The 6616-nt window shown below is 61.5% G+C and carries 8 protein-coding genes; 6 read left to right on the top strand and 2 right to left on the bottom strand.

Annotated elements, in window-relative coordinates:
* Positions 1-170: 170 nt before the first annotated feature.
* The 4 genes from Ga0074115_RS17230 to rimO all read left to right on the top strand — a co-directional run bounded on the left by Ga0074115_RS17230 (position 171) and on the right by rimO (position 3246).
* Complete coding sequence (locus Ga0074115_RS17230; protein ID WP_087959731.1) at positions 171-521, top strand: transposase; 351 nt, start codon at positions 171-173, stop codon at positions 519-521.
* 195 nt (positions 522-716) lie between these two features.
* Positions 717-1049: a hypothetical protein gene (locus Ga0074115_RS04770; protein ID WP_057956859.1), complete on the top strand. Its 333-nt coding sequence runs from the start codon at positions 717-719 to the stop codon at positions 1047-1049.
* Positions 1046-1909, top strand: coding sequence for a tetratricopeptide repeat protein (locus tag Ga0074115_RS04765; protein ID WP_057956860.1), 864 nt, complete (start codon positions 1046-1048; stop codon positions 1907-1909). Before Ga0074115_RS04770 ends, Ga0074115_RS04765 begins: the two co-directional genes overlap by 4 nt.
* An 11-nt stretch (positions 1910-1920) precedes the next feature.
* Positions 1921-3246, top strand: coding sequence for a 30S ribosomal protein S12 methylthiotransferase RimO (rimO, locus tag Ga0074115_RS04760; RefSeq protein WP_057956861.1), 1326 nt, complete (start codon positions 1921-1923; stop codon positions 3244-3246).
* Positions 3247-3454: 208 nt separating this feature from the next.
* Here rimO and Ga0074115_RS04755 read toward each other — a convergent pair whose 3' ends face one another.
* Complete coding sequence (locus Ga0074115_RS04755) at positions 3455-3670, bottom strand: YgaP family membrane protein (protein WP_057956862.1); 216 nt, start codon at positions 3668-3670, stop codon at positions 3455-3457.
* 102 nt (positions 3671-3772) lie between these two features.
* Here Ga0074115_RS04755 and Ga0074115_RS04750 point away from each other — a divergent pair, with 102 nt between their 5' ends.
* Both Ga0074115_RS04750 and Ga0074115_RS04745 read left to right on the top strand, forming a co-directional pair.
* Complete coding sequence (locus Ga0074115_RS04750; protein ID WP_057956863.1) at positions 3773-5350, top strand: bifunctional aminoglycoside phosphotransferase/ATP-binding protein; 1578 nt, start codon at positions 3773-3775, stop codon at positions 5348-5350.
* 37 nt (positions 5351-5387) lie between these two features.
* Positions 5388-5726, top strand: a complete 339-nt coding sequence (locus Ga0074115_RS04745; RefSeq protein ID WP_057956864.1) for a hypothetical protein — start codon at positions 5388-5390, stop codon at positions 5724-5726.
* Positions 5727-5732: 6 nt separating this feature from the next.
* Here Ga0074115_RS04745 and Ga0074115_RS04740 read toward each other — a convergent pair whose 3' ends face one another.
* Positions 5733-6608 carry a DMT family transporter gene (locus Ga0074115_RS04740; RefSeq protein WP_057956865.1) on the bottom strand — a complete coding sequence of 292 codons (876 nt, stop codon included), beginning with the start codon at positions 6606-6608 and terminating at the stop codon, positions 5733-5735.
* Positions 6609-6616 lie beyond the last annotated feature (8 nt).

The following is a 6616-nucleotide window of genomic DNA, read 5'->3' as shown; positions in this document are numbered from 1 at the left end:
GGAAGAGCGCTTCTGGATGCTACGTAGAATAGAAGACATGAAGCGATGCATGACATCTATTCTACGTAGCATCCAGAAGCGCACTTCGCTGATTAAGAGTTTCTTCCGCATGTCAGATACAAAGTATATTTTGGCAAGTTCAAAAATAGACTGCCAATACTTTCGGAACGATTAATAAGGATGCCGGCAAGCCTATCCTGGTTGTTCTTGATAATGCTCGATACCACCACAGCAAGGAAACGCAGGGCTATGTGGAAAAACAAAACGGTGAGGTTCAGCTTGTGTTTCTACCCGCCTACTCCCCTGAATTGAACCCGGATGAGCAGGTTTGGAATCATGCCAAGGCGCAATTAAGCAAGTGCTCCATTTTCAACAAGGAAGACATGAAGCGATGCATGACATCTATTCTACGTAGCATCCAGAAGCGCACTTCGCTGATTAAGAGTTTCTTCCGCATGTCAGATACAAAGTATATTTTGGCAAGTTCAAAAATAGACTGCCAATACTTTCGGAACGATTAATACATAAGCGGTGACTCCTGGCCATACAGAAGACTCCGTTTCAGATTAGTCGCATCCTTGCACACTTGCCTGCTGCCACACAACGATTATCGTCAATGCCCCCATTTTGAATATAAGCCCATGGTTTGTGGCACTATTCTGCGCAGAGGGATCGTATTAACATGTGCGATCTAAAACAGACGGGGATCTGATGCGATGTTGATCGAAGGGCCTTTGAAGATAGGGGTGCTGGACCAGCCGGAGATGCCGGGCCGGGAACTACACATCGATTTTACGCCGGAATTCATCGCCCTTGATGCTCAGGCGCAGGGGCAGCAGTTCCAGGATTATCTCAAGAGCCTGCATGAGGGTATCGCCAAGCTCGCCGAGGATGACCCGAACCGGGCCGGCATGCTGATCGTGCAGCAGATCTCGGAGCAGCTCTTTCCTCATCTGGCAAGTGGCGACCTGGAGCTAAATGAGACCATCGTCGTTGAGATGGGCCGCGACGCCTCCTCCGCCTCACTGATGAACCTGCTCAGTTTATGAGCGATCGTGCCTTTATCTTCGAGGCGAGCAGCGACAATTTCGACCGGCTGGTGCTGGAGAATTCGAAGAAGGGGCTTGTGGTAGTCGACTTCTGGGCTCCCTGGGCGGGGCCGTCGCATCGCCAGAAGAAACTATTGACAGGGCTGGCCAACAGTTACCGCGGACGCTTCCTGCTGGTGTCGGTCAACACCGATGAGCAGAAGGCGCTGGCCGCCCGCTTCGGCGTGCGCACCCTGCCTTCGCTGAAACTCTTTCTCAAAGGGGAGTGTGTCGAAGAGTACCAGGGGATGCAGGCGGAGGCAGACTACCCGCGGATGATCGACCGCCATCTAGGCAGACAGCTCGACCAGACTGCCAGCCAGGCGATTGCCCTGTGGCAGGCTGGCGAGCCGGAGCAGGCGCTGCAGCGGCTGGCTCAAGCGGCAGTGGATGCGCCGGATAAACTCGACTACCCAGCGCTGATGGCGAAGATCCTGATGCGCCAGCAGCGCCTTGAAGAAGCGCATCAACTGCTTAGTGCACTGCCGGAGGCCGCGCAGAAAGAGGCGGAGATCAGCCAACCGCTGGCCCACCTCGATTTCATGTTGACCGCAGCTAAGGCAGCGCCAAAAGAGCGGCTTGAGGCAAGCCTGCAGCACGACCCAGATAACCCCGAAATCCACTATCAGCTGGCGGCCCTGGAGCTCCACGAGGAGCAGCTCGAAGCGGCGCTGGAACGCCTGCTGGCACTCTCCCGCAGCCACCCCAACTTTCGCAACGGCATCGCCCGCAAGGGGATGCAGGCGGTGCTGGCACTGCTCGATCCGCAGGATGAGCGGGTGATCCACTACCGTAAAGAACTCTTCCGTCTCAACTACTGAGGCAGCCTCCCATGCAGAAAGAACCCCAGATTGGCTTTGTCAGCCTCGGCTGCCCGAAAAACCTGGTCGATTCCGAGGTCATCCTCAGCCGCCTGCGCGCCGAGGGCTACCAGATCTCCCCCAGCTACGATGGCGCCGACCTGGTGGTGGTGAACACCTGTGGCTTTATCGATGCGGCGGTGGAGGAGTCCCTTGACGCGATCGGTGAGGCGCTGCGAGAGAATGGCCGGGTCATTGTCACCGGCTGTCTCGGTGGCGACGAGGCACGCATCCGCGCCGCTCATCCGCAGGTGCTGGCAGTGACCGGGGCGCACACCTACGACGCGGTGTTGGAGGCGATCCACGCCGAGCTGCCGCGCCCCCATGAGCCCTTCGCCAACCTGCTGCCCTCCAGCGGGGTCAAGCTGACGCCGCGCCACTACGCCTATCTGAAGATCTCCGAGGGGTGCAACCACCGCTGCAGCTTCTGCATCATCCCGCAGCTGCGTGGTGATCTGGTAAGCCGGCCGCTGGCCGAGGTGATGGGAGAGGCGCAGCGGCTGGTGGAGGCGGGGGTGCGCGAGCTGCTGGTGGTCTCCCAGGACACCAGCGCCTACGGCCTCGACACCAAATACCGGCCCGATTTCTGGCAGGGCCGGCCACTGACCACCCGCATACGTGATCTGGCCGCTGCCCTGGGTGAGCTGCCCGCCTGGGTGCGGCTGCACTATGTCTATCCCTATCCCCACGTAGATGATCTGATCCCGCTGATGGCGGAGGGGCATATCTTGCCCTATCTCGACATGCCGCTGCAGCACGCCAACCAGCGGGTGCTGCAGGCGATGAAGCGGCCGGCGGCCAAGGAGCGGGTGCTGCAGCGGATCCAGCGCTGGCGCGCCGAGTGCCCCGAGCTGGTGTTGCGCAGCACCTTCATCGTCGGCTTCCCCGGCGAGACCGAGGCGGAGTTCGAGGAGCTGCTCGCGTTCCTGCGTGAGGCCCAGCTCGACCGGGTCGGCTGTTTCGCCTACTCGCCGGTGGCGGGGGCCACCGCCAACCAGCTGCCTGGCGCCCTGCCGGATGAGATCCGCGAACAGCGCCGCGCCCGCTTCATGGAGGTGCAGTCGGCGATCAGTGCCGAACGGCTCGCCGCCAAGATCGGCTCGGAGATGATCGTGCTGGTGGATGAGGTGAACGAGAAGCAGCTGGTCGCCCGCGGCCCGGGGGATGCGCCGGAGATTGATGGTCGGGTGATTATTCCCGGCAGTTGGGAGCTGGATCCGGGTGAGTTCATTGAGGTGAGGATTACCGGCGCCACCGCCCATGATCTGAAGGCGGAACCGGTGGATTTCGAGGAGTAAGTGGGGAAAACAGAGGCAGATCCCCCGCCAGCTCAGTTGCGGGAGTTAGATGCTGTTGGGGGACCAACTCTGTGTGGCGTCCATGTCATTTGCCAACCATCTGCAGGGCTGGATTCCAAAAAGTGTGCCCGCGATCGGGCTTTATGCAGCTGTATCTCTCATCCCGAGCTGAGGTTGCCAGTCGGGATGAGATCAGGCCAGAGGCTCTTTAGAACGCAGAACCGCTGCTCTTGCCCATACCGCGCAGCATGCTGGCCAGCGGGCAGAAACCGGTGAAGGCGGACTGCAACAGGTTGAGGCCGACAAACGCGGTGAAGTAGAGCCAGTAACCGGAATGGAAGATCGGGCTTTCTGCCACGCCCAGCGCCAGGCTGAGCAGGATAGCGAAACCGGCGAATGCGAGTACGATGCGATCGATGTTCATAATCTCTCTCCGAAAAAAGATAGTGGTGCCGCATCGAATTACACCGCGGCAGGAAAGCGCGAAATATTAGAGTGATCTAATATTCAAGTCAAGGGTGAGGCAATGTCACAGCAGCTCGACACACAAGCAAGGCTCATTGAGGCGCTGCAGCAGCCAGCGGCCTACCCCCATCCGGTAGGGCAGGTCGAACATATCGAGACCCACATCTCCCACCTGCTGCTGGCCGGGGCGTTCGCCTACAAGATCAAAAAGCCGGTCGACTTCGGCTTCCTTGACTTCTCAACCCTGCAGCGCCGCCACCATTTCTGTGAGGAGGAGCTGCGCCTCAACCGTCGCCTCGCGCCGCAGCTCTACCTGGCGGTTGTCGCTATCCGTGGCACGCCGGAGCAGCCACACTTTGATGGCGACGGAGCGGTGCTGGAGTACGCGGTGAAGATGCGTCGCTTCGAGCAATCGGAGCTGCTCGACCGGCAGCTGCCCGACCTGGCGCTCTGCGAGCTGCTGGCGCGAGAGCTGGCGGCGTTTCACCAGCAGCTTCCCCCCTGTGATCCGCACACCGCTTACGGCACCCCCGAGCGGGTGGCGCAGCCGATGTTGGAGAACTTTGAACAGATCTGCTCTGTGCTCGATGCCGCGCCACTGGCGCAGCGGCTCGATCGGCTGCGGGCGTGGACCGGGGAGCAGCTGCAGCAGCTGCGGCCTGAGTTGCAGCAGCGCCGCGCCGACGGCCATATCCGCGAGTGCCACGGTGACCTGCACCTGGGCAACATCACCCGTTTTCGCGGCCAGCTTTGCATCTTTGACGGTATCGAGTTCAACCCCGCGCTGCGCTGGATCGACAGCCTCAGTGATCTAGCCTTTCTGTTGATGGATCTGCACCACAAGGGGCTGCAGGGTGAGGCGGCGGCCTGTCTCGACTGCTATCTGGCTGAGACCGGCGACTATCAGGCGCTGCCCCTGTTGCGACTCTATCTGGTCTATCGCGCCATGGTACGGGCCAAGGTGACCACGCTACGGCTCGCCCAGGAGCGACCGGGGGCGGCTGATTGGCAGCAGAGCCGGGCAGAATTCGAGAGCTATCTCGAGCTGGCGGAGCGGCTCTGCCAGCCTGCCAAACCGTTGTTGATGATCAGCCACGGCCTGTCGGGCTCGGGTAAGAGCCACTTCAGCGGGTGGCTGGTGCAGCATTGGCCAGCGATCCGGCTGCGCTCCGATCTGGAGCGCAAGCGGCTGTACGGGCTGCAGCCTGCTGAACACAGTGGCTCGGGACTGGCCGGGGGGATCTACACAGAAGCCGCGGGGGAGGCGACCTATGTGCGGCTGGCGCAGCTGGCGGAGGTGATCGTCAGGGCCGGCTACAGTGTCATCGTCGATGCGACCTTCCTGCAGCGTGAGCGGCGTGAACACTTTCGGCAGCTGGCCGGGCGGCTCGGTGTGCCGTTCCTGCTGCTTGACCTGCAGGCTCCGCTCGAGCTGTTGCAGCGGCGCATCGTCGAGCGCCAGCGTCAGGGAGAGGATGTTTCGGAGGCCGATCTGGCGGTGCTGCAGTCGCAATGTGCCAGCGCTGAGCCTCTCGACGCCGCCGAGCTCCGCTCTGCGCTGGTGATTTACAGCCGACAGTTCCCACCAGAGGGGTTGCTGCAGCGGATCACCGAGCAGCTGAATCGAGATTCGGATTAATCGGGGCGCAGTCCCAACCAGATCAGGAGCACTATTCATGCGTTTTCCCCAATTGGCAATGGGTCAGCGGTTTCGCTTTCAGGGCCGAGTCTTCACCAAGAGTGGGCCGCTCACCGCCCGGGAAGAGGGCAGCCAGAACAATCAGTTGATGAGGAAGTCGGCGGAGGTGGAGCTGCTCGATAATGCAGCGCCGCGGTCGGAGAAGCCACAGGGCCAGTTGCAGCGCCAGCAGCTTGAGAGTGCGATGCGCTCCGGTCTGGCGCGTATCCGCCAGAGTGCAGAGCAGGTCGCCGAGGTGGATGGGCGGATGCCGGTAGAGAGGCTGCTGTTGTTGGTGGAGGCGGAGCTGGAATCGATCCTCAAGGATCTCAGCTGATTCGCCTCAGCCAAGCACGATCAGGGCCACCCCAGCGACCATCACCGTGCCTGCCAACAGATGGTGGCCGAGTCCGGTTTCGCGGAAGATCCAGGCGCCGTAGAGGATGCCAAACAGTAGACTGGTGCGCTTCACCGCGATCATGTAGGCAGTCTCCACCTGCTGCAGAGCGAGGAAGTGGGTCACCAGCATCAGCGCCATCAGCCCGGCGGTGAGCAGCACCGGCCACAGCTGGCGGCGGATCCGGCGCAGGGTGGAGCGCGCCTTCAGTCCCAGCAGCGGCAGCAGCGCCAGCCCCACCAGCACAAAATAGAAGGGGCCGAACAACTCCGGTTCCATGTACTGCATCGCTCCTTTGCCGGTTACCGCGGTGAAGCTGTAGATGAAGGCGACCACCAGCATCAGCAGCGAGCCAGTCTGGCGCAGGATCGCCCGTAGCGGCTCCAGCCAGCTGCGCCAGTCCTTGCCGTCGGCCTCGTCGAAGTTGAGCAGCCAGGCCCCCGCCACCACCAGCAGGATGCCCAGAAGACCCTGGCCGGAGACTCGTTCGCCAAGCAGCAGATAGCCCACTAGGATTACAAACACCGGCGTGAAGGCGAGGTAGGGCAGGGTCAGTGACAGCGGGTAGTCGCGGATCGCCTTCATGTAGAGCAGCATGGCAAGGATCTCCAGCGGCACCGCCGCCAGCACCCAGCCCCAGAAGGCCGGTGGTAGCGCGGGGAACGGCTGCAGCAGCAACAGCGGCGAGACCAGCAGCCCGGCCAGGAAGAGGCGAATGAAGGCCAGCTCGCGCGCCGAAAAACCGCCCAAGCGCGCCTTGGTCAGGGCGTCCGCTGAGGCGAGGGCGAAGGCGCAGAGCAGGGTGAGGGGGAGCCACTCCATCGAGTTGA

It is taken from the genome of endosymbiont of Ridgeia piscesae (genome assembly GCF_001443665.1).
GTDB lineage: Bacteria > Pseudomonadota > Gammaproteobacteria > Chromatiales > Chromatiaceae > Endoriftia > Endoriftia persephonae.
The sequence above is the reverse complement of the archived record's forward strand: the minus strand, read 5'-3'. Positions and strand labels throughout refer to the sequence as shown.

Coding starts and splice junctions, on each gene's coding strand:
- Ga0074115_RS04765 (WP_057956860.1), top strand. CDS start 1,046: ATGAGCGATCGTGCCTTTATCTTCGAGGCGAGCAGCGACAATTTCGAC.
- Ga0074115_RS04755 (WP_057956862.1), bottom strand. CDS start 3,670: ATGAACATCGATCGCATCGTACTCGCATTCGCCGGTTTCGCTATCCTG.
- Ga0074115_RS04750 (WP_057956863.1), top strand. CDS start 3,773: ATGTCACAGCAGCTCGACACACAAGCAAGGCTCATTGAGGCGCTGCAG.
- Ga0074115_RS04745 (WP_057956864.1), top strand. CDS start 5,388: ATGCGTTTTCCCCAATTGGCAATGGGTCAGCGGTTTCGCTTTCAGGGC.
- Ga0074115_RS04770 (WP_057956859.1), top strand. CDS start 717: ATGTTGATCGAAGGGCCTTTGAAGATAGGGGTGCTGGACCAGCCGGAG.
- Ga0074115_RS04740 (WP_057956865.1), bottom strand. CDS start 6,608: ATGGAGTGGCTCCCCCTCACCCTGCTCTGCGCCTTCGCCCTCGCCTCA.
- rimO (WP_057956861.1), top strand. CDS start 1,921: ATGCAGAAAGAACCCCAGATTGGCTTTGTCAGCCTCGGCTGCCCGAAA.